The sequence below is a fragment of the Tenacibaculum crassostreae genome, assembly GCF_964512405.1.
Taxonomy (GTDB): Bacteria; Bacteroidota; Bacteroidia; order Flavobacteriales; family Flavobacteriaceae; genus Polaribacter; species Polaribacter crassostreae.
Genome location: NZ_CAZELE010000001.1, coordinates 114,845 through 136,111, shown reverse-complemented (window position 1 = coordinate 136,111; position 21,267 = coordinate 114,845). Strand labels below are relative to the sequence as shown.

17 protein-coding genes are annotated in these 21,267 nt (G+C 32.3%); 2 read left to right on the top strand and 15 right to left on the bottom strand.

The window, feature by feature from the left end:
* Positions 1 to 107 precede the first annotated feature (107 nt).
* Complete coding sequence (locus tag ACKTST_RS00610) at positions 108 to 1,295, bottom strand: phosphoglycerate kinase (RefSeq protein WP_408045857.1); 1,188 nt, start codon at positions 1,293 to 1,295, stop codon at positions 108 to 110.
* 111 nt (positions 1,296 to 1,406) lie between these two features.
* Between ACKTST_RS00610 and ACKTST_RS00605 the strand changes: the two genes are divergently transcribed.
* The gene (locus tag ACKTST_RS00605) at positions 1,407 to 1,829 is read left to right on the top strand and encodes a molybdenum cofactor biosynthesis protein MoaE (protein WP_408045856.1); all 423 of its coding nucleotides are present in this window, start codon (positions 1,407 to 1,409) and stop codon (positions 1,827 to 1,829) included.
* On the opposite strand, the gene ACKTST_RS00600 is transcribed toward ACKTST_RS00605, so the two are convergent.
* Positions 1,826 to 4,582 carry a PD-(D/E)XK nuclease family protein gene (locus ACKTST_RS00600; protein ID WP_408045855.1) on the bottom strand — a complete coding sequence of 919 codons (2,757 nt, stop codon included), beginning with the start codon at positions 4,580 to 4,582 and terminating at the stop codon, positions 1,826 to 1,828. The two genes, ACKTST_RS00605 and ACKTST_RS00600, sit on opposite strands and share 4 nt — an antisense overlap.
* A gap of 68 nt (positions 4,583 to 4,650) precedes the next feature.
* Here ACKTST_RS00600 and ACKTST_RS00595 point away from each other — a divergent pair, with 68 nt between their 5' ends.
* Entirely contained in the window at positions 4,651 to 5,436 is a 786-nt protein-coding gene (locus ACKTST_RS00595) for an amidohydrolase (RefSeq protein WP_408045854.1), read from the top strand.
* Positions 5,437 to 5,541: 105 nt separating this feature from the next.
* Here the strand turns inward: ACKTST_RS00595 and ACKTST_RS00590 are convergent, their stop codons facing one another.
* From ACKTST_RS00590 to ACKTST_RS00530, 13 genes are all read right to left on the bottom strand, one after another.
* The gene (locus ACKTST_RS00590; RefSeq protein WP_408045853.1) at positions 5,542 to 6,522 is read right to left on the bottom strand and encodes an acyl-ACP desaturase; all 981 of its coding nucleotides are present in this window, start codon (positions 6,520 to 6,522) and stop codon (positions 5,542 to 5,544) included.
* A 30-nt stretch (positions 6,523 to 6,552) separates the two neighbouring features.
* On the bottom strand, positions 6,553 to 7,281 hold the full coding sequence (locus tag ACKTST_RS00585) for a lysophospholipid acyltransferase family protein (protein ID WP_408045852.1): 729 nt from the start codon (positions 7,279 to 7,281) through the stop codon (positions 6,553 to 6,555).
* Positions 7,282 to 7,344: 63 nt separating this feature from the next.
* Positions 7,345 to 7,752, bottom strand: a complete 408-nt coding sequence (locus ACKTST_RS00580) for a hypothetical protein (RefSeq protein WP_408045920.1) — start codon at positions 7,750 to 7,752, stop codon at positions 7,345 to 7,347.
* Between the two features lie 184 nt (positions 7,753 to 7,936).
* On the bottom strand, positions 7,937 to 11,134 hold the full coding sequence (locus ACKTST_RS00575) for a TonB-dependent receptor (protein WP_408045851.1): 3,198 nt from the start codon (positions 11,132 to 11,134) through the stop codon (positions 7,937 to 7,939).
* Positions 11,135 to 11,340: 206 nt separating this feature from the next.
* Positions 11,341 to 12,912 (bottom strand): glucose-6-phosphate isomerase, encoded by a 1,572-nt coding sequence (gene pgi, locus ACKTST_RS00570; protein ID WP_408045850.1) that lies wholly within the window; start codon positions 12,910 to 12,912, stop codon positions 11,341 to 11,343.
* Between the two features lie 2 nt (positions 12,913 to 12,914).
* Positions 12,915 to 14,195 (bottom strand): peptidoglycan DD-metalloendopeptidase family protein, encoded by a 1,281-nt coding sequence (locus ACKTST_RS00565; protein WP_408045849.1) that lies wholly within the window; start codon positions 14,193 to 14,195, stop codon positions 12,915 to 12,917.
* Between the two features lie 99 nt (positions 14,196 to 14,294).
* On the bottom strand, positions 14,295 to 15,071 hold the full coding sequence (locus ACKTST_RS00560) for a DUF3108 domain-containing protein (protein WP_408045848.1): 777 nt from the start codon (positions 15,069 to 15,071) through the stop codon (positions 14,295 to 14,297).
* Between the two features lie 98 nt (positions 15,072 to 15,169).
* Positions 15,170 to 16,087 (bottom strand): tryptophan 2,3-dioxygenase family protein, encoded by a 918-nt coding sequence (locus tag ACKTST_RS00555; RefSeq protein ID WP_408045847.1) that lies wholly within the window; start codon positions 16,085 to 16,087, stop codon positions 15,170 to 15,172.
* Positions 16,088 to 16,253: 166 nt separating this feature from the next.
* Complete coding sequence (gene hppD, locus ACKTST_RS00550; protein ID WP_408045846.1) at positions 16,254 to 17,414, bottom strand: 4-hydroxyphenylpyruvate dioxygenase; 1,161 nt, start codon at positions 17,412 to 17,414, stop codon at positions 16,254 to 16,256.
* 111 nt (positions 17,415 to 17,525) lie between these two features.
* On the bottom strand, positions 17,526 to 18,683 hold the full coding sequence (locus ACKTST_RS00545) for a homogentisate 1,2-dioxygenase (protein WP_408045845.1): 1,158 nt from the start codon (positions 18,681 to 18,683) through the stop codon (positions 17,526 to 17,528).
* Positions 18,684 to 18,877: 194 nt separating this feature from the next.
* A complete protein-coding gene (locus tag ACKTST_RS00540; protein ID WP_408045844.1) occupies positions 18,878 to 19,210 on the bottom strand; it encodes a 2Fe-2S iron-sulfur cluster-binding family protein in 333 nt (110 codons plus the stop codon).
* Entirely contained in the window at positions 19,210 to 20,106 is an 897-nt protein-coding gene (locus ACKTST_RS00535) for a sterol desaturase family protein (protein WP_408045843.1), read from the bottom strand. The genes ACKTST_RS00540 and ACKTST_RS00535 overlap by 1 nt, the downstream gene beginning before the upstream one ends.
* Entirely contained in the window at positions 20,106 to 21,161 is a 1,056-nt protein-coding gene (locus ACKTST_RS00530; protein WP_408045842.1) for an NAD(P)/FAD-dependent oxidoreductase, read from the bottom strand. The genes ACKTST_RS00535 and ACKTST_RS00530 overlap by 1 nt, the downstream gene beginning before the upstream one ends.
* Positions 21,162 to 21,267: the final 106 nt, after the last annotated feature.

Sequence of the window (21,267 nt, the reverse complement as noted above, 5' to 3'; positions counted from 1 at the left end):
AATTGTTATTCTTGTAAAAATACAAGGTTTTTAATACTTCTCTAAAAGAAGCATAATAAAAAATCCCGCAAAAAAGCGGGATTATATATATTTTACTTTTCGAGATTTTATTTCAAAACAGCTTCAATACCTGGTAAGGTTTTTCCTTCTAACATTTCTAACATAGCACCTCCACCTGTTGAAACATAACTCACCTTTTCTCCAAAACCAAACTGTTTTACTGCAGCTACCGAATCTCCTCCTCCAACTAAAGAAAATGCTCCATTAGCTGTAGCTTCGGTAATTGCATTTCCTAATTCAATCGTTCCTTTAGAAAAGTTTTCTAATTCAAAAACACCTAAAGGTCCGTTCCATAAAATAGTTTTTGATTCTGCAATTACTTGAGCAAAGTTATCTGAAGTTTCTGGACCAACATCTAACCCCATCCATCCATCAGGAATTTCATAAGTATCTACCGTTTGTGTATTTGCATCGTTTGAAAAAGCATCTGCTATTAGTGCGTCAACTGGTAAATGAATCTTAGTGTCTTTCTCTTCTGCTAACTTTAAAATATCTAAGGCCAATTGTAATTTATCATCTTCAACCAACGAATTACCAATAGTACCTCCTAAAGCTTTAATAAACGTAAAAGTCATACCTCCACCAATAATAATGTGATCTACTTTTTCAATAATATTTTCTACAATTCCAATTTTAGAAGATACTTTTGCGCCTCCTAAAATAGCTGTTACTGGTTTTTCTGAATTATTTAAAACCTTATCGATACTTTCAATTTCGGTTGCTAACAAGCTTCCGAAGCATTTATTCTCTGGAAAAAATTGAGCAATAATTGCTGTTGATGCATGTTCTCTATGCGCAGTACCAAAAGCATCGTTTACATAAACATCTCCCCATTGTGAAAGTTGTTCTGCAAAAGCTACATCTCCATTTTTTTCCTCTTCATAAAAACGTAAGTTTTCTAACAATAAAATTTCTCCCGCTTTTAAATTATCAACAGCTTCTGCTACCTCTTCTCCAATACAATCGTTTACAAATTTTACCTGCACGCCAATAACTTCACTTACTTTATCAGCAATATGTCGTAATGAAAATTGATCTTCTTTACCTTTCGGGCGACCTAAATGCGACATTAACACACAGCTACCTCCATCTTCTAAAATTTTAATAATCGTTGGTTTTGCTGCTTGAATTCTTGTATCATCAGTTACTTGAAATTCATCATTTAAAGGCACATTAAAATCTACACGGATTAATGCTTTTTTATTTTTGAAATTGAAATCGTTCAATGTTTTCATGTTGCGTTGTGTTCTTTGTTTTGGCTAACAAAAATAATTATTTAAATCTGATTGGTTTCTATTCTTTTTACGCTTTCAATCTTATATCTTTGTTAAACTTTCATTTTAAATATGAGTGCTACATCAATAAAAATAACAAACGAAAAATTAAACTTACAAGAATGCATCGACTTTGTGAGTGAAGATTCTTGTGGCGGAATTGTTCCTTTTATTGGTACGGTTAGAAATGCTACACAAAACAAAACAGTAACGCAATTAGATTTTAGCAGCTATGTACCTATGGCTATAAAAGAAATGCAAAAAATTGCGGATACTGTTCTTGAAAAGTTTACTATTGAAAAAATTGCAATTCACCATGCTATTGGGACACTTAAAATTGGTGATATTCCTGTAATTATAACCGTTTCTGCTCCGCATAGAAATGCTGCTTTTGAAGCTTGCCAATATGCTATTGACACTTTAAAAGAAACGGTTCCTATCTGGAAAAAAGAATACTTTGAAGATGGTGAGGTTTGGGTGAACGCACATCCTTAATACGGTAAATCAGTAGGTTCTATAAAAGCAATTTCTGGATTGTATATTTCTTTGATAAAAGTTCTGATTTCTTCTAAAAACTCTTCTATTTTTTCTTGAGTAATCGCATTATCAGGAGCTCTATAATTGGATGAAAAATTCATTTGTAAAAAGCCGCTTTTTAAATTTTTAAACGAAAAAATCCCTGCTGCTAATGGTTTTACAAAATTAAATTGAGTGTATTGTGTATACAAAAACGCATACAACATTACCTGAATAGCTTTGTGATATTTTAACTCTCTAATAACTTCAAAATCGAGTACTTTTAAGTTTGTAGCATCCACCATTCCTGTTTTATAATCGATAATTCTAGTAACTCCATTTAGTTCATCGATTCGATCTACAATTCCTTTTATCTTTATTGGAAAGTCAATTCCTTCAACTCTTATTTCAGATGACAATTCTTGCTCTGTTGCAATTATTTTAAGTTGATTGTTCTCATCTTTCAACAATTGCTTTTCTTTCGATAAAAAGTTTTCTACAAAACGATTTGCTACTTCAAAAATCAATCGATTTTTCCCAGTGGTTATATCTCCATTTTTAAAATGTTTTGAGAAATAAAAAGTAATAAGTTCTTTGGTTTTTTGCTGCATATCTTCAACATCCTCTACTTGCAAAAATTTCCCGATATAAGGTTTGTAGAGTTCTTCTAACGTATCATGAACAACTGTTCCCATTGTATTTGCAGCTACGGTTTCTTCTACATCTTCTAACTCATTTATTTTTAAAATTTTTTGCTTGTAAAACGCAATCGGATTGTATAAATAATTAGTCAACGCTGATGGAGAAATTCCTTTTTGAGCTATTTCTTGCAAGCGTTCTAAAACTTTTTCGTCCTTTTTAATTTCTTTTAATTGAAGAGGTGACGTTACAACTTTCGGGCTGATAATTTTTTCAGTAATATCATCTCGCATCATTTCTAACTGTGTTACAAAACGACTTTTTTCTCCGCTTCCAAACACATCGTGCTCAGTATTATACAAGATGTAAATATTTTTAGCACGTTGTAATAACCTGAAAAAGTGATACGAAAACAGTGCATCTTTTTCTCTGTATGTTGGCAAACCAAACTCTATTTTTACGTCAAAAGGGATGAATGTGCTTTGTTGATGATTCCCTGGTAAAACCCCTTCATTTACTGAAGTGATAATTACATTTTCAAAATCTAACACACGGGTTTCTAATACTCCCATTAACTGTAATCCTTGTAAAGGTTCTCCTTGAAACGATAAACTTTCTGATTGAATTAACTGCCTAAAAAATTGATGTAAGGTTTTTAAATCTTGCACATAACCAAACTCATTATGCAAGTTTTGCAATTGTGTAAAAGCTGTATAAAAACGGAATAAATATTCTTTTTCTAACTCGTTCGCATTTTCTTTTAGCAAGTTGATTAACTCAATAACTCTGTTTAAAAACTCACTAATCGATTCAAACGGATTAAAAACAGCAGCTATTCTTTCTTTTACTTTCTCACTAATCGACGAAATAAATGTTAGTATTTCTTCCTGACTAATAAAAGTATTATTCTCTTTAGCTACCGTTTCTGAAAGTACATCGGCAATGTTGGCTTGCTCATCAATCTGTAATAACCTGTATATAGTAGCATCTTTTACCAAGCGGATGACATCTTTGTGGTAAAAAAGGTTTTCTTCCTTCTTTTCTAACTTTTCTTGATTGAGAAATAACTGGAAAATAGCAAAAATCAAACTCGTTGTGGGTACATCTTTTAACGGATATCCCATCGTAATATTAATCGCATCTAAACTCTTAGGCAGCGAATTTAACGTAATTGGCAATAGTGTTTCGTCTGCCAACACCAACGCTGTATTGTTATAATTGGGGAGCTTTTCTAAAATTTCTCCAGCATGCTTTATCTGCGTAATGTTTTTGGAAGCTCCAAATACTTCAATATGCTTTTCTTTTGAAAAATATTCTTTAACCGTTTGAATTGGATGCTGCTTATAATATTTCCATCGGGTTTTATACTTTCTTAAAAAACTACCTGCCTGATGTTGACTTTCATAAAATGTTTTGTCAATATCCCAATAAGCTTCTGCATTTCCGTTTAACAAAAATTGTTCAAACAAGAACTCTTCAGCAGCATTCAACGCATTAAATCCTATAAAAAAGTATTTTTTCTGTTGATTTTTACGGATGAAATCTGCTACTTTTTTTGTTGATTCTCGGTATAAAACTCCTTGATATCCAATATTATTTTCAACCAAAAACTGATAAAAAGCATCGTAATAGTTGTTTAGCTTTTCCATGAAAGCAAAATGATCTTTCATCAATTCAGTTTCTTTAAACTCGCCTTTTACCGACCATTTTCGTAGGCGATGAATATCTCGTAAATACACAAAAATCTCTCGTGAATTAATTAAATGCTGGTCTATTTCATTATAATCTTGCAACAACGTGAATGCCCATGATGAAAATACATCAAACGAATCAGGATTCTCTTCTTGCTCTTTGTAAATGGTGTAAAAGTGAAAAAGAAGTTGAACCGAATCAATCTTTTTCATTTCAGAAATTTCTTCAACAAAATCACCAATATTGATAATTTTTGGTAAAAAACCTGCTGAAATTTTCTTTTTAAATGTTTCTTTTACAAAAACTCCTGCTCTTTGTGAAGGCATTATAAACACAACATTTTCAAACGATTTGGTGCTTTGTAAAATAGTATCTAACGTTTCTGAAATAAAAGACTGCATACCTAGGTTTTCTTGTAAGCAAAGTACAATTTTTATCCTATTTTTGATAGTACAAACAGCGTATATTCATGAACACAACGAATACTTTACAAGTAGCTATGATTCAATTGGATTTAGTTTGGGAAAATCCGACAGCAAACAGAAAACAGCTCGAAGAAAAAATCAATAACTTGTCTAATGAAATCGATTTAGTCGTTTTACCAGAAATGTTTACCACTGGTTTTACTATGAATGCTTCAACTGTTGCTGAAACTATGGAAGGTGAAACAGTACAATGGCTACAAAATTTAGCTCAAAAAAAATCTACAGCTATTACTGGTAGTATTGTTCTTCGTGAAAATGATCACTTTTACAATCGGTTGTTGTTTGTATATCCATCTGGAAAAATAGACTCGTATGATAAAAAACATACATTTACACTAGCAGGGGAACATGAAGTGTTTTCTTCAGGAACAGAAAGAATTATCGTTGAGTATAAAGGTTGGAAAATTTGCCCGTTAATTTGTTACGATTTACGCTTTCCTGTTTGGGCTAGAAATACTGAAAATTACGATTTACTGTTGTATGTAGCCAGTTGGCCTAAACCACGTATTGAAGCTTGGGATGCTCTTTTAAAAGCACGTGCTATAGAAAACATGATTTATACGATTGGCGTAAATAGAGTAGGCTTTGATGCTAACAAGCATGAGTATACTGGAAATACAGTTTGTTACGATACTTTAGGAAATTGTTTAGTAAAAAACAACCAAGGAACTGAGGAAGTATTGATTGTTGAACTAGATAAAGACGAACAAATAAAAATTCGTAATCGTTTTCAGTTTTTGGATGATAGAGACGAATTTATACTTCAATAAAAAAGCAACGTCATTACGAACAGTAGTGAAGTAATCTGTTAACATCTATTCTACAAACAGATTACTTCGTCATAAATTCCTCGTAATGATGTTGCTTATTTAATATTAAGCTGGAATCATCCATTTAAAATTGAACTTTGTATCTGGTACAACAATTCGTTCTGTAATTCGATACATTCTATCTGGTAACTTCATTAAGAAATCACGAGCTTTTTCTGCTTCTGGAGTTAAATTGGTAATCTTATCTATTTCCCATGCTTCATTTAATTTCTTCAAAATATCTACATAATCAAAACCAGTATAAACGCCTATTCTTTGCGCAACGGTTGAAAAATCATCAAACAAGCTTCCTTTTGCCTCAAAAGACTCTCTTAAGTGCATTGCAGGCATTACAATTTTGTGTTTCATCATGTGTTGAAACGCCAACATCATTTCACTAGGATCTATCTTGAAAATTTCTTTTACAAACTCGGTATACGCTAAATGGTGGCGCATTTCATCTCCAGCAATAATTCTAGACATTTTTGCTAAAGCTTTATGACCTTGTTTCTTCGCTATTTTTGCTACGTTTAAGTGAGATATATAGGTGGCTAACTCTTGAAAACTTGTATATACAAAGTTTTTATACGGGTCGGTAGCAGTACCAATATCAAATCCGTCAGCAATTAAATGCTGTGTAGATACTTCTACCTCACGCATATTTACTCTTCCAGATAAGTATAAATACTTGTTTAACACATCTCCATGACGATTCTCTTCAGCTGTCCATGCACGAATCCATTTTGCCCAACCATTATCTGGTTGTTGTGTTACTCCATCTAGGTCTAACAACCAAGATTCATAAGTTGGTAAGGCTTCTTCAGTTATGGTGTCTCCAACTAAAACTACCCAAAAATCATCATCAAGTTCTTTAGAAATTTCTTGAATTTCTTTCACTTCTTCTATAAAAGAATCTTGTTGTGAATTCGGTAAAAAATCGGTTGGTTGCCAAATTTTTTCAATTGGCATTAAGAATTTGTCTACAAAACTGTCAATGTTTTTTTCCAGCGTTTGCATTACTTCCTTTCGAATGTTTTGTATTGACATAAAATTTAAAGGGTATATGTTTATTATTGTTTAGTGTATTGCAGATTTAACATCTGCTTCTACTTTGGTTATCAATTCATCAAACGACATACTGTTTATTTTTATTGGTTGATGAGTGATTATTTTTATTGGGCTTCCAATTCCTAAAGGAAATTTTCCATATTTAAAAACTTTCCAAGAATTATTGATTGATAACGGAACCACATATCCTTCAGGATTGTATTTAGCAATCATTTTAAGTCCGTTTACTGAAAACGCTTTAGGTTTTCCTGTTCTGCTTCGTGTTCCTTCAGGAAAAATAGCTGCAGACCATTTATTCTCATTAATTCGTTTAGCAAACTTTCCTAATTCTGATAAGGCTTGTTTTGGATCTTTTCTATCAATCAACGCAGCTCCACCATGTTTTAAGTTGAAGGAAATACTAGGAATTCCTTTTCCTAATTCTTTTTTCGACACAAACTTTGGATAGTGTTTTCTGAAATACCATATAATCGGTGGAATATCAAAAGTACTTTGATGATTCGCCACAAAAATAAGTGTCGTGTTTTCTGGTAAATTGTGTTTGTTTTCTACTTTAACTCGAATTCCTAAAATCAATAAAGATTTGATCAAAAACCAGTTCATAATATTTACGACCCTTTGATGTCCTTCTTGACCAAATAGTTTTAATCCGATCCATTGTAGTGGATGAAAGATTAATAATATAGAAAAAAACACCAATGCAAAGATTGATGAAAGAATATAACTTAGAAATTTCATTATTAAAGTTTTACTAGTGCGCAAAAATAGAAAATCCCGCGAAAGCGGGACTATAATTTTATCTTAAAACCAATTACTCCATGGAATTCTTGAGAGAATTAACAATAATGCTAATCCGTAAAAAATAGCAAAGGTTTTAAATTTAGCTTCACTCTTAACTTGTTTTTTGTGTTTAGACCAACCTATCGTAATTAAAACAATAGCTATTATCATCATTAATGGGTGTTCTAACGCTAACAAACGTACAGGAGCATCTTTCATATCTCCTAAACCTTTTTGAAAACCTCCTACAAAATACACTGCTAATCCAATTAAAAATTGAATGTGAGTTGTTATTAAAGAAAATAAGCCTAAGCGAAATTCTTTATGGGTGAATTCCTTTTTTTGTATTAATCCTATGACAGCATTTATAACTGTAAAAATTAAAACTACTAATACAATATAAGCCCAATAAGAGTGCAATGTTTTCATCATGATTTGTTAGTTTTTGTACGGAATCCGTACTGATAATTATTAAAATGATATTTATTTCTCTTGAGGTGTAAAAATTAAGATTAAACACCCCTCTTAGAAACGTTTGTAAATGTACTGCTTTTTAAGCATAAAAAAACCACCTCAATTGAAGGTGGTTTTTAAATTTATCTTTATATAAGTTTTAGTTAAATTTATATCTAACTCCAACTTGCATTTGCCATCTTGATGAGTTTAAACCACTATCATCAGATCTGTTAAGAGATGTTTCAGCTCTTGGATCATATGTATATTCTGGCGTAGTACCATCTGATGCAAATCCTTCAAAGTTAATTAATCGAACTGCATTAAAACTTCCAGAGAAGTATCTTTTACCCCAATTCTTGTTTAATAAATTTGTAAAGTTAAAGATATCAGCTGTTAACTCTAGTGAATGAGAGTTTTTCATTCCTTTTAACTTAAATTCATGTGCGAATTTTAAGTCGATTACGTGACTCCATTTAGCTCTATCTCCATTTCTTTCAGCAAACTTGCCTCTTCTGCTTCTTAAATAATCATTACTTTCAATAAAACTATTTAAATCAGCCCATTGTTGTGCTGCTGTATAAGAACCATCATCAACTAAGTTTATTTCTGATGCTGATGCAGGAACATAAACTAATGAATTTGCTTCTCCTGAATCTGAAGTTAAATTCCCTCTATCATTATAAACATAACTAATTACATTCCCTTGTTCACCATTATAGAAAACACCTAAAGTTGTTTTATTCCAGTCGTTCCATTTAAAATCAATAGATGAGTTTGCTAAAAATCTATGTCCTTGAGCAAAATCAGACCTTCCTAATCTTAAATCATTTGCACCACCTACATTTTCTACTCTAGCCCATTGAGAACTATTTTGAGAAGAAGAAGCGTCATTTAACACATAAGAATCTCCGTAAGAATACGACACTTGACCTCGTACATCTAAGAAATCAGAAAAATAGTTTTTACTTAAAGTAGTAGAGAAGTTCCAAGAATGTCCTTGGTCTGTATTAGAAGCTAAATAAATTCCTTGATAAGTTCCATCTACTTCTTGAAAACCATAATTAGGTCTACTTCCAGGTTCAGTTGTACTAAACTGTGGGCCAGCTAAATTTAAGTTTTCATACTGAATTGCATTAATATTATCATTCCATATGAAGTCAGCAGAAATAGCAAAGTTCTCAGGTAACTTTTGATCAATAGCAATGTTAGTTTTAAACACTTGAGGTAAAGTAAAATCAGAAGCGAATAAATCAACAGCTCCCCCTGTAGCACCAGTTCCTGGAACAGGATCTTTAAACTGGTTATTAACATCTGGGTTAAAGTTAGGTGTATTAGACGCCCCTCTAATATCAATTCTTCCAGAAGTAACACCATTGTTATTGTATGCTCCACCTGGCCAAACTAAAGGTACTCTTGAAGTAAAAATACCAAATCCACCTCTAACTTTAGTTTTACCATTTCCGTTTACATCCCATGCAAAACCAACACGAGGAGAAATATGAACTTTAGAGTCAATACCTTTACCTACTCTAGCCCCTTTTAAATCTTTTCCTGCTGCTTCTAACAATGCTATTGTTCTAGTGTTAAAGTCTTCATTTTCTCTACCATTTTGCCAAAAAGGCATATCAAAACGTAAACCAGCAGTAACTTTTAATCTATCAGAAAAAGTTATTTCATCTTGAAAATAAACTCCTAATTGATAAGCGTCAAATTTTGCTGCACCTTCTGAAGCATCTCCATTACCTCCAATTAATGAATATCCTAAACGATATCTAATAGCCTTTTGATTTGTTATGAAATCATTTACATTATTAAATTCATAAAATCCAAAATTTCTTCCAAAGAAAACATTATTTACACTTGAAAACTCATTGTGAGTACCTATAGTTACTTTGTGAGCTCCAGCATAAATTTCAAAATTATCAGTAATAGTTAAAACATCTTGCTCTAATAAATTTGCTGTTGAAAAAGGTTCAGAACCAAAATTAATTCTTCCTCTACCGTCTCTTATACTTACATTAGGAAATGGACTCCCATTAAAACCTCTATCATCTCTAACAGTTGTGTAACCAACTACTAAATTATTTGCATACTTACTACCAAAATTTGAATTTAATTCTAGTGTAGACGTGTTAGTAGTAGACTCAAAAACCTGATTACCATTAGCAAAATTAATAGATCTTGTAGATGACGAGTTAGCTCTGTTATTTAAAGCTTTAACATATGAATGCTTCAAAGATAATTTATGATTATCATTGATGTTCCAATCTAATTTGGCAATTAACTTATCACTCTTTAAAGAAGAAATAGCTTTTTCATAACCACCAACATCATATCCGTAGTTCGTTTGAATAAACTGCGCTAAGTTAGTTAAACCAGCAACATTGGTGTCTCCAGTATAGTCATCTCCAAAAAACCTTCTTGGAGTTTCATTATCTTGTCTTTCATAGTTAACAAAGTAGAATAACTTGTCTTTTTTAATTGCACCTCCGATTCTAGCTCCGTATGTTAATGCTGTAAATTCAGCTAACCTTTCTCTTTCATTATCTCCTGCTATATCAACTGGTGTCTTACCTGCTAACTTTTCGTTTCTAAAGAAAGAGTATACAGAACCTTGAGTTTGGTTAGTACCAGATCTTGTAATAGCATTAATAGACCCACCAGCAAAACCAGATTGTCTAACATCAAATGGAGCAATATTAATCTGAAATTGATCTACTGCATCTAAAGAAATAGGACTCACTCCCGTTTGACCTCCATTAGTACCAGAACTTGATAATCCAAACACATCGTTATTAACTGCACCATCTAAATAAATAGCATTATAACGATTATTTTGACCTCCAATAGAAATTACATTATCTCCTGTTACTTGTGCTTGAGGTGTTAATCTAGCAAAATCTGAGATGTCTCTAGAAATTGTTGGCAATGAAGCTATTTGTTTTCTTGACACCTTAGTTTCAGAACCTTCTTTTACTGAAGTATTCGCTACTACTACTACTTCTGAAAGAATATTCTCATCTTCAGATAATTTAACATTGAATGTTTCTGATGCTCCTAAGCTTAAAAAAACACCCTCTCTTTCGTAAGATTTATATCCAACGTAAGAAATTGTTAATTTATATGGACCTCCTGATCTCATATTAGAGATCCTATACAGACCATCTAAATTAGTCTCTGCTCCATATTTTGTTCCAGTAGGTATATGGGTAACCAATACGTTTGCTCCAGGTAAAGCCTCGTCAAAACTATCAACTACTTTACCCGCCATTGAAGAAGTCGTAACCCCTTGACCTAAAACTGTAGCTGTTACAAAAAACAATGCTACAAGTAATACATTTTTAAATGTTTTCATTTTTTAATCTAATTGTTATTAAATGCAGGTGCAAATATCCTGCTTTTACCTATTGCTAATATTAATTTAATGTTAAGTTTTAACATTAAATTAAGACACTACAATTTAGCAAAAACACACAAAACACCTGTAAGTCAATAAATTATATTTCAACAGAATTGTTAACAAAATCTAATGATTAGTTAAATAAATGAAAAATGAAGTTTTTAATCTTTAGAAAGTCTCTTTTTAGCAAGTTCTTTTCCTAATTCAACACCAAACTGATCAAATGAGAAAATATTCCATATTACCCCTTGTGCAAAAATCTTGTGTTCATAGATTGCTAAAAGCATCCCTAGTGAAAAAGGTGTTAGTTTTTTAAAAAGCAAATTATTGCTTGGGTGATTTCCTTTAAAAACTTTATAAGGCAATAATTTATTGATTAAATCAATTTGATTGTTAACTTTTAAATCTAAATGCGCTTCTTCTTTCGTTTTTCCAAAAGCCAGTGCTTCTTGTTGCGCATTGTAGTTTGCTATCAACTTTTCATGATGATCATTTAAACCATATAAAGATTCCTCAAACCCAATAAAATCAACAGGTATTAATTTTGTTCCGTGGTGAAGTAATTGCATAAAAGCATGTTGAGAATTCACCCCTGTTCCTCCCCAAATAATGGTTCCTGTTTGATAATCAATTTCATCACCATTTCTGTCTACATCTTTACCATTACTTTCCATAACAGCTTGTTGTAAATACTCTGGAAGCTTTGCTAAATACTGAGTATAAGACAAAACTACTTCGGTTTCAGCTTCAAAAAAATTATTGTACCAAACACTTAGCAATGCTAAAACAACTGGAATATTTTCTTCAAAACTTGATGTCTTAAAATGCTTATCAACTTCTTCAGCTCCTTGCAGTAATTCTTTGAAATTATCAAACCCAATAGATAAACATATTGATAATCCAACTGCTGACCAAAGTGAAAATCGACCTCCAACCCAATCCCACATCGGAAAAATATTTTTCTTATCTATTCCAAAACTAATCACTGCTTTTTCATTAGCCGAAACAGCAACAAAATGTTTTGAAACATCAAAAACAGTGGCTGATTTTAAAAACCAATCTCTGATTGTATTTGCATTATTTATGGTTTCTTGAGTAGTAAACGTTTTGGAAACAATAATAAATAAAGTAGTTTCTGGATTTAACTTTTTTAATGTTTCAGAAACATGATCTCCGTCAATATTAGAAACAAAATGAGTATTAAGTTTGTTTTTATAAAACTGAAGTGCTTCTACCACCATATTTGGACCTAAATTAGATCCGCCAACTCCAATATTAACTACATCAGTAATTGGTTTCCCAGTAAAACCTTTCCATTTTCCTGAAATAACCTTATTACTAAAGGCTTTCATTTTTCGTAAAGCTGTTTGAATTTTTTGTTTTACATCTTTACCATCAACATACACAGGAATATCTGAACTACTTCTTAAAGCAGTATGTAACACTGCTCTATCTTCAGTTGCATTAATTTTATCACCAGAAAAATATTTTTCAATAGCATCTTTTAACTCTACTTCATTTGCTAAAGAAATCAACAAATTCATTGTTTTTTTTGTTATTCTATTTTTAGAATAATCAACAGATAAATCACCTAAAGAAATAGAAAATTGCTCTTTTCTATTTTTATCTTCACGGAACAATTCTTTTAACTCACGTTCCTTTATTTCGCTAAAATGCTGCGTTAACTTTTTCCAAGCTACCGTTTCTGTGGGTTTAATATTTTGTAAAGGCATAATTAATGTGTAGCTAAAATTTCTTTTTCTTTAAACTGAAGCGGTTCTGGCTGTGGAAGTTTAATACTATCCAACTGAGTTTTTAACGGTTTTATATACTCTAAATACGTTGGTTTAATTTTAGGATCTAACGGTTCTGCAGATGGTAATTTTTCTCTAAATGGATCTACTTGACGACCGTTTTTCCAAAAACGATAACAAACATGTGGACCACTTGTATTACCCGTCATACCTACCCAACCAATAACATCTCCTTGTTTTACATACTCACCAACCCTAACTTTTCTTCTCTTCATATGTAAATATTGGGTTGTGTAGGTACTATTATGTTTAATTTTTACATAATTACCATTTCCGCCTCTTCTGGCTGATTCTACAACTGTTCCACTTGCTGTAGTCATAATTTCGGTTCCATATCTCGCAGCAAAATCAGTTCCTTTATGTGGTCTAACTCTATTGCCATATAACTTAATACGTCTTCTTAAGTTATATCGAGAAGAAACACGGTACTGGAATTTTATTGGGGATTTTAGAAAGGCTCTACGAAGCATATTTCCATCTTGGTCGTAATATTCTGGAATATTCTTTATAGTATCACCAACAAATCTATAAGCATACAAATCTTCTCCTCCGTGATTAAATACTGCTGCTTTAATTTTACCATAACCTACCAAAGTAGTGTCATTAATATAACGTTCTTCAAAAATAAGTTTAAACTTATCTCCTTTCTGAAGTCGGTAAAAATCTAAGGTCCAAGCATAAATATCTGCAACTCTATTAGTTAAAGTAGGTCTTAACCCTAAACTATCCATTGTAGTAGATAGGTTTGAATAGATTTTTCCCGCAATCTCTTTTTCTACAATTTTAATTGGTTTTCTGTACTTATATGCTGAAACTAACGAATCTTTAAAGTCGATAACTGTTGCTTCTACTTTATTATGTTTATAAATAAACACTTTTGCCTGTTGTAACGAATCTTTAGAGGCTAAAATTGTGTAAGCTCTTCCTGTACGGACTCTTCTTACATCAAAAGTGTCTTTAATTTTAGTAGCTATTTCGTTTATTTTTGGATACATAACATGGTGTCTATCCATGATAACCCCAAAACTTTCTCCGTTTTTAATTGTATCGTTAATAACTGTATAATCGTCGAGGTTAAACCCGTAAGCTATTACCGGTTTAGGTTTTTCAATTTCAACAGGTTTAGATTCTACTGGTTTCTTTTCTTCTTTACAAGAAAAGAAAAATGACAAAATAATAAGTGGGAGAATGATTTTCTTCAAAAAAAGCTGCTTTAAATTTGAGTTTATCCGCAAAAGTACAAATAAATACTATTTTTTGTTGCACTTTAACAAATCATAAACAGCTTGATTACATTTTAGTTAATCAACAATAATTTCAAAAGGGTTAGCTAAACCTTTATAGGCATCTAATTCAGCACGTAAAGAACCTACTGCTAGTGATGCTTTCATTTTTATCGGTATTTTATTATCATCGGCAGAAATCCACACAGTAACACTTTCTTGTTCTTTAAAAACTCTACCTGCTTGAACTAATGGTCTAAACTTTTGTGTTCTTACTTTCCCGAATTTTGTTTTTACATTTTCGTACCCCAAGAATCGAAGTTTAAACGGGTAACTTTTATTATCGAAAAACATATCTAGTTTAATTTCTTCTCCTTTTTTCATGTTTTTAGTATCCTGACTTCTTAAAAAATAAAAAGTAGAAATCATGTCTTGTGGAGATTTTACAGAAATTAATGTATCTTTTTTCTTTCTGAAATCTTGAACATAAGCAGTATTTTTTTCATGATTAAAAGTTATTTGTCGATTCTTTTTATGACCACCTTCGTCAATTTTTCTTTTAAACAAGTAGGGCTCAACCTTATCAATTCCGAAGTAGCTTTCGTATTTGTCTTCAACTTTAAAAAACCAGCTTATTACTCCTGTTGTTTTACCTTTTCCAATAGAGTGTAGTACTTTTTTATTATTCAGATTTTCTTCTTTAAGTTCTAAAGTTGCTGTACCTGCTTTTAAAAAACCACTATAACTCATATTAAATCGCAGCCATTCACCACTTTTATATGCAGTTCCTTTTTTTTGAGCAAAAAAACTTTGAGCGACAATTAATAAAGCAAAAAATAATATTCTTTTTTTCATAATGTTCAAACTTATGAAAATAGATAGACAATTACCATTCCAAAATAAAAAAAGAGGTAATAATTACCTCTTTGTTACTTTACATATTTGTTTAAAAATTAGAACGTTCCCCAATTTTTCAGCTCGTCTTCACTCCATAAATACGGGAAGAAAATTCTTCTTTGATATTTTGGATGTAAGTACTTTCTCCAATTACTTCCGCCTGTTGCTTCTAATGCAGTATCATCGCCTCCTAAATATTTGCCTGCTGCATTGTAATGAGCCATTACCCATTTTACATTTACCGTGTAATCGTAATGACGTATTGCTTTAACAAGCTCTTCATTTTCTTGAACTTCTTTAGGAAGTTGTTTAAATTTCTTTGACAAATTACAATCGTTATAATCTTCCATAAAATCAATAAACTCACCCATGTATTTTTTTTCAAAAAGATTTAACAAGGTGGATTTTTGACCTGTAGAATAATTTTTTCCTGCAGCTTGCCAATACAAATGATCGTAAGCATTTTTAAAAGACGAATTTCTATCAATTGTATCACGATAACGAGCATCAATCAAATTGATAAGATCGGTAGATGCGAACTCTATTTTACGGTATTGGGCACTTTGGAAACCACTTGCAGGTGTTAATGTATTTCGGAATTTTAAGTACTGATCTACATCCATACCATCTCCCATAACCGAAAAAGAGCTACTCAACACATCAAAATATCTGCTAATACGCATTAAATGTTTGGTGAACTTTTCTGCGGAAATATCATCAGATTTAGCAACTTGATCTATTTCCCACAAAATCATTTTAAACAACAACTCGTTTACTTGATGATACATGATAAACACCATTTCATCGGGTTGTGTTGTTCTTGGAATTTGTAATCCTAAAAGTGCATCAGTTTGGATATAGTCCCAGTAAGTAATAGGTTTACTCCAAAGCAATCCTTCTAACATTGCCTCTACTGGTACTCCTAGCTCTTCGTATTTGTTTTCTATTGATTTTAATATTTCTTCTTTACTCATTTTAATCATTAAATAGGTTTATATATTCATTTTACTACATTAAAATAAATATTAAGAAAAGGGAGATTTTATATTTAAGTACCCATCCATTTTTATAACTAAAAACCAAGAAACACAACAGTTTGTTTTGATTCTTGGTTTTTGCTGTTACTTTTTAAAATATCTTTTATAAAGTTCCTCTTTTCGCTTGTTCTCTTTCTATAGATTCGAACAACGCTTTAAAGTTACCTGCTCCAAAACCACGAGCTCCCATTCTTTGAATGATCTCGAAGAATAACGTTGGTCTATCTTCAACAGGTTTTGTAAAGATTTGTAATAAATACCCTTCTTCATCGGCATCAATCATAATACCTAAAGATTTTAACTTTTCGATATCTTCTCTCAATTCGTGGCTAAATTCTTCCAACCTACCAGGAACTGCTTTATAATATTCTTCTGGTGGAGTTGACAAAAACTCTACACCTTGAGATCTTAACTGACTTACGGTTTTTATAATATCGTCAGTAGCTACAGCAATATGTTGCACGCCTGCCCCTTCGTAGAAATCTAAATACTCTTCAATTTGAGAACGTTTTTTTCCTTCTGCTGGTTCGTTAATAGGAAACTTGATTCTTCCGTTTCCGTTAGACATTACTTTACTCATTAATGCCGAATATTCCGTATGGATTTGCTTGTCATCAAACGATAAGAAATTTTCAAACCCCATAACATCTTCGTACCATTTTACCCAAACATCCATTTGATTCCATCCAACATTACCAACCATGTGGTCGATATATTTTAATCCAGCAGTTGGTGGATTATAATCTGATTCCCATTTTTGGAAACCTGGTAAAAATGTTCCGTTGTAATTTTTACGCTCAACAAACATGTGTACCGTTTCTCCGTAAGTGTAAATTCCCGCTCTTACAACCTCACCATGCTCATCTGTTTCAACAGTTGGTTCCATATATGATTTTGCACCGCGTGAAGTAGTTTCTTCATATGCTTTTCTAGCATCTTCAACCCAAAGCGCTACTACTTTAACTCCGTCTCCGTGTTTTACAATATGATCGTTAATTGGCGACTTACTACTTAATGGAGTTGTTAGTACTAATCTGATTTTATCTTGTACTAATACGTAACTAACTTCTTCTTTCGATCCTGTTTCAAGTCCTTTATAAGCTAAAGATTGAAACCCGAATGCTGTTTTATAAAAATGTGCAGCTTGTTTTGCATTACCTACATAAAACTCTACATAATCTGTTCCTAAAAGTGGCAAGAAGTCTTGTGCTCCTTCAAATATTTTCTCTAAACCGTAGTTTACTGATTTTATTTCTTTACTCATTTTGTCGTGTTTTGTCATTGCGAAGCTTTTGTAAAAGCTATGGCAATCTTTAAATTTAATTATTGTAATTTAAAAAGATTACTCCGTCATTTTGTTCCTCTTAATGACGAACTACTCTAACCAAGATTTGTAATAATCTTCATCCGCTATTTTCATAGCTTCTTCTGTTACTTGTAATGGTTTAAATGTATCAACCATAACCGCTAACTCTTCTGTAACAGTTTCTCCGATACTTCTTTCGGTTGCTCCTGGATGTGGACCATGAGGAATACCTGCTGGATGCAATGAAATATGTCCTGCATCGATATCATTTCTACTCATAAAATCTCCATCTACATAGTATAAAACCTCATCAGAATCAATATTACTGTGATTGTATGGCGCTGGAATTGCATTTGGATGATAATCATACAAACGAGGTACAAAACTACATATTACGAATGCATCGGTTTCAAAAGTTTGGTGCACTGGAGGCGGTTGATGAATACGACCTGTTATCGGTTCAAAATCGTGAATTGAAAAAGCATACGGATAGTTATATCCATCATATCCTACTACATCAAAAGGATGTGATGCGTATACCATTTCAATAATTTCATCTTGCTTTTTTACTTTAATTAAAAAGTCTCCCTTTTCAGCATAGGTTTCTAATTCCTCTGGTCTGCGGATATCACGCTCACAGAAAGGAGAGTGCTCAAGTAATTGACCAAACCAGTTACGATAACGCTTTGGAGTATAAACAGGACGATACGATTCAACAATAAACAAACGATTGTTTTCATCATCAAAATCTAGTTTATAAATCATTCCGCGAGGAATTACTAAATAATCTCCATATTTAAAGTCAAGATTACCATACATTGTGCGTAACTTTCCTGTTCCTTTATGAACAAAAATTACTTCGTCTGCATCTGTATTTTTGTAAAAATAATCTTTGGTTGATTCTTTAGGAGCCGATAAAATAATGTTACAATCAGAGTTTGTTAACACAACTTTTCTACTCTCTAAATAATCGTTTTGAGGAGGCACTTGAAATCCTCTAAATCGATATGATTGAATATTGTTTGCTTTAGCAACTTTTGGAGCAACAGAATATTGTTTACGAATTTCTTTAACCATTGTTGGTCTAAATTCGTGGTATGAATTAGTTGACATACCGTCAAAACCAATAGTACCAAATAATTGCTCGTAATATAAATTTCCGTCTTCTTTACGGAATTGTGTGTGTCGTTTAGGAGGTATTTTTCCTAATTTATGATAAAAAGGCATTTTGTTAATGTTTTAATGATTAATACAACGTGTACCAAAACTTATTGGCACATTATTAACTATTTAAAATACACTAACACCCTACTCTGGATTGCGTTTTATCATAAATTTTAAATGCGATAAAAGATCTAACCAATACATTTCTAGAACTTTAGTTGTTGTTCTACAAATATAACAAAAAGTGGAGTTTTTTATTAGCTTTCAGGCGCTAATTCTACTTCTAAACCATCTAGTTCTGGTGTCATTTGAATTTGACATCCTAAACGACTGTTATCTTCTACATAAAAAGCCTCTGCTAACATCGCTCCTTCATCGTCTCCCATCTCTGGTAATTCATGGTTTGACTTTACATAACATTGGCAAGAAGCACACATTGCCATACCGCCGCAAATACCAATAGTTCCTTCAGGAGCTAACTCGTACGAACGAACTACTTCCATTAAGTTCATAGCCATATCTGTAGGTGCTTGTACTTCATGCGTTACACCATCTCTGTCAGTAATTTTTATTGTGATATCTTGTTCCATTACAAATTCATTTTTTTACGAAGTGTTTTTGCTCTTTTATCTTCTCCATCATGACTCCAACCAGGTGAATTGAAAATATAATTTAGCTTATCACTCCATTTTTTTGCACGTTTTACATCGTTCCAAATAGCGGCATATTCATGTGTTGCTACTTTAACTGGGTTGTAAGTTTCTATATTAACGGTTAAACCATATACTGGCTTGTCAACTTCTTTCAATTCTTTTGAAAACGTACCAAACATACGATCCCAAATAATTAGAATTCCTGCATGATTGCAATCTAAATAACGAATATTAGATGCGTGATGTACTCTGTGATGCGATGGTGTGTTAAAAATAAACTCAATAGGTTTTGGTAATTTATCTACCAATTCGGTATGTACAAAAAACTGATATATTAAACTTACGCCCATCATCGTAAACATCATCAACGGATCAAACCCTAATAAAGGAATCCACATCCAAAAGAAAAATTTATGAATACGTTCACCAACTCCTTGACGCAACGCTGTTCCTAAATTCATATAAATTGATGAATGATGTGGCACATGACCCGCCCAAAATAAACGTACTTCGTGATTTACTCTATGAAACCAGTAATACGCAAAATCATCAGCAAAAAATAAGAGTATCCACGCCCACCATTGACGCCCAACAACATCTTTTAACGGAGTTATTTCGTGCAAATAGAAAAACGCTATAAAAGCTGCAACTTTTGGTATAAATTCTACAATAGCAGAAAACACCATCATTAACAACGAAATACCCGTGTCTTTACTATAGTATTTTTCTTTCGCAAACTGGTATTCTACCAACATCGAAATAAAAAACACAGGTAAAGCGAAGTACAATAATTTATCTTCTGAAAGTTGTTGTATGTAATCGATTAAGCTCATTAATTAATCGCTTTTACTACAGCTTTTGGAGCTTCCTTTTTAGTTCCATCAAAACCTGTAACTCCACCAACCGTAGTATATTTCATTACATATTTTTTATCTGGATGGATGCGTTGATAAGCACTTTGACACATTAACGTTGCTTCGTGAAAACCACATAAAATTAACTTTAGTTTTCCTGGGTATGTATTTACATCACCAATCGCGTAAATTCCTTCAATATTGGTTTGATAATCTAACGCATTATTTACTTTAATTGCATTTTTTTCAATCTCTAATCCCCAATTAGCAATAGGTCCAAGTTTAGGAGCTAAACCAAAAAGTGGAATAAAATGATCACAAGCTAAAGTATATGGCTCTTTGTCTTTTTGTTCCACTAAAACACCTTCAACTTTTCCATCACCAACAATACCTTTTACTTCTGCAGGAGTTACTAAGTTAATTTTTCCTTCATCTTTTAGCTTTTGAACTTGATCTACAGAATCTAAATGACCTCTAAACTCGTTTCTTCTATGAATTAACGTAACCGATTTTGCAACATCGGTTAAAAAGATAGACCAATCTAATGCAGAATCTCCACCACCAGCAATTACCACATCTTTATCGCGGTACATTTCTGGTTCTTTAATCATATACTCTACACCCTTATCTTCATAATTCGAAATATTGTTGATAGGTGGTTTACGAGGCTCAAAACTACCTAATCCACCAGCAATAGCAACTACGGGAGCTTGGTGTTTTGTTCCTTTATTTGTAGTTACGATAAATGTTCCGTCTTCTTGCTTTTCAATGGTATCGGCGCGTTCTCCTAAGGTAAAAGTAGGCTCGAACTGTTTAATTTGTTCCATCAATTTATCGGTTAAATCACCTGCTAAAATCTCTGGATATGCTGGAATGTCATAAATTGGTTTCTTCGGATAAATCTCTGAACATTGTCCTCCTGGTTGTGGCAATGCATCAATTAAATGACAACGCAATTTTAATAATCCTGCTTCAAAAACTGTGAATAATCCTGTAGGACCTGCGCCAATAATTAGTATGTCTGTTTTTATCATTTTGATAAAATCTAATCTTTATTTATAAATGAGATTCCTGCTTACAATTAATAAGCAGGAATTTTTATGCTGTTTACTTGTGCAAAAGTACCTTTTGAAAAAGTTT

Bases quoted from the DNA above. Each gene is read 5' to 3' on its own strand.
- ACKTST_RS00610 (WP_408045857.1), bottom strand. From the start codon at position 1,295: ATGAAAACATTGAACGATTTCAATTTCAAAAATAAAAAAGCATTAATC.
- ACKTST_RS00605 (WP_408045856.1), top strand. From the start codon at position 1,407: ATGAGTGCTACATCAATAAAAATAACAAACGAAAAATTAAACTTACAA.
- ACKTST_RS00600 (WP_408045855.1), bottom strand. From the start codon at position 4,582: ATGCAGTCTTTTATTTCAGAAACGTTAGATACTATTTTACAAAGCACC.
- ACKTST_RS00595 (WP_408045854.1), top strand. From the start codon at position 4,651: ATGAACACAACGAATACTTTACAAGTAGCTATGATTCAATTGGATTTA.
- ACKTST_RS00590 (WP_408045853.1), bottom strand. From the start codon at position 6,522: ATGTCAATACAAAACATTCGAAAGGAAGTAATGCAAACGCTGGAAAAA.
- ACKTST_RS00585 (WP_408045852.1), bottom strand. From the start codon at position 7,281: ATGAAATTTCTAAGTTATATTCTTTCATCAATCTTTGCATTGGTGTTT.
- ACKTST_RS00580 (WP_408045920.1), bottom strand. From the start codon at position 7,752: ATGAAAACATTGCACTCTTATTGGGCTTATATTGTATTAGTAGTTTTA.
- ACKTST_RS00575 (WP_408045851.1), bottom strand. From the start codon at position 11,134: ATGAAAACATTTAAAAATGTATTACTTGTAGCATTGTTTTTTGTAACA.
- pgi (WP_408045850.1), bottom strand. From the start codon at position 12,912: ATGCCTTTACAAAATATTAAACCCACAGAAACGGTAGCTTGGAAAAAG.
- ACKTST_RS00560 (WP_408045848.1), bottom strand. From the start codon at position 15,071: ATGAAAAAAAGAATATTATTTTTTGCTTTATTAATTGTCGCTCAAAGT.
- ACKTST_RS00555 (WP_408045847.1), bottom strand. From the start codon at position 16,087: ATGAGTAAAGAAGAAATATTAAAATCAATAGAAAACAAATACGAAGAG.
- hppD (WP_408045846.1), bottom strand. From the start codon at position 17,414: ATGAGTAAAGAAATAAAATCAGTAAACTACGGTTTAGAGAAAATATTT.
- ACKTST_RS00545 (WP_408045845.1), bottom strand. From the start codon at position 18,683: ATGCCTTTTTATCATAAATTAGGAAAAATACCTCCTAAACGACACACA.
- ACKTST_RS00540 (WP_408045844.1), bottom strand. From the start codon at position 19,210: ATGGAACAAGATATCACAATAAAAATTACTGACAGAGATGGTGTAACG.
- ACKTST_RS00535 (WP_408045843.1), bottom strand. From the start codon at position 20,106: ATGAGCTTAATCGATTACATACAACAACTTTCAGAAGATAAATTATTG.
- ACKTST_RS00530 (WP_408045842.1), bottom strand. From the start codon at position 21,161: ATGATAAAAACAGACATACTAATTATTGGCGCAGGTCCTACAGGATTA.